This window comes from Nguyenibacter vanlangensis, assembly GCF_013376155.1.
Taxonomy (GTDB): domain Bacteria; phylum Pseudomonadota; class Alphaproteobacteria; order Acetobacterales; family Acetobacteraceae; genus Gluconacetobacter; species Gluconacetobacter vanlangensis.
Window position 1 is genome coordinate 1 of sequence record NZ_JABXXP010000994.1, and the last position, 830, is coordinate 830.

2 protein-coding genes are annotated in these 830 nt (G+C 71.8%); one reads left to right on the plus strand and one right to left on the minus strand.

Annotated features, from left to right (window positions below; all coding sequences use genetic code 11):
- On the plus strand, positions 1-421 hold a 421-nt coding region (locus tag HUK84_RS20730; RefSeq protein ID WP_281362878.1), incomplete at its 5' end, for an inositol monophosphatase family protein.
- Positions 422-499: 78 nt separating this feature from the next.
- On the opposite strand, the gene HUK84_RS20735 is transcribed toward HUK84_RS20730, so the two are convergent.
- Positions 500-830, minus strand: a 331-nt coding sequence (locus tag HUK84_RS20735) for a pyrophosphohydrolase domain-containing protein (protein ID WP_281362879.1), incomplete at its 5' end; no start/stop codon positions are given.

Sequence of the window (830 nt, forward strand, 5' to 3'; positions counted from 1 at the left end):
GGCGGTGCGCGGACAGGGCGCATGGCTGGCCGGTGCCGACGGCGTGGAGCGGACCATGTCGTGCGCGGCGCCCCTTCCGGCGCGGGAGATGTGCGGGAACGCGTCCTGGCGCTATCTGCCGCAGCCGATGCGCGACGCGGTCGCGCGCAACCTGCCCCGCCTGATGGGATCGTGGGATTTCCGCTGCGCCGCGCACGAATATCTGATGCTGGGCGACGGCAAGTGCGATTTCCTGCTCTTCAACCGGACGCTGCCGTGGGACCACCTGGCGGGCTGGCTGATCCACCGCGAGGCCGGGGGGTATTGCGCCCATTTCGACGGCACGCCCTATCGGCCCACGGACCTGGATGGCGGGTTGCTCTATGCTCCGGATCGCGAGAGTTGGCTGGAATTGCGGGCGCTGCTGCTGGACGCCGCCTGAGCGGACGGGCAGGCGGACCGGACAGGCGGACCGAGGTCGGGCGGGACCGGCCGGGTAGAACCGGCCGTCCGGGGCGGGTCACTCGGATCGGGCGGTCCGCTCGCGGCGCTTGACCTCCTGCCAGCCGGCCTCCATCTGGTCCAGGCTGCTGTCGCCCGGAGCCAGGCCCTGGCGGGCGAGGTCCTGCTCCATGGCGGTGAAGCGGCGGGTGAATTTGGCGTTGGCGTGCCGCAGGCAGGCCTCGGGGTCCAGGTCCAGCTTGCGCGCCAGGCTGGCCAGGGTGAACAGCACGTCGCCCAGCTCGTCGGCGAGGCGCGCGCGGTCGCCGCCCGGCAGTTCGGCCTTCAGTTCCGCGATTTCCTCATCGACCTTGTGCGCGACCTCGTCCGCCGTGGACCAGTCGAAGCCG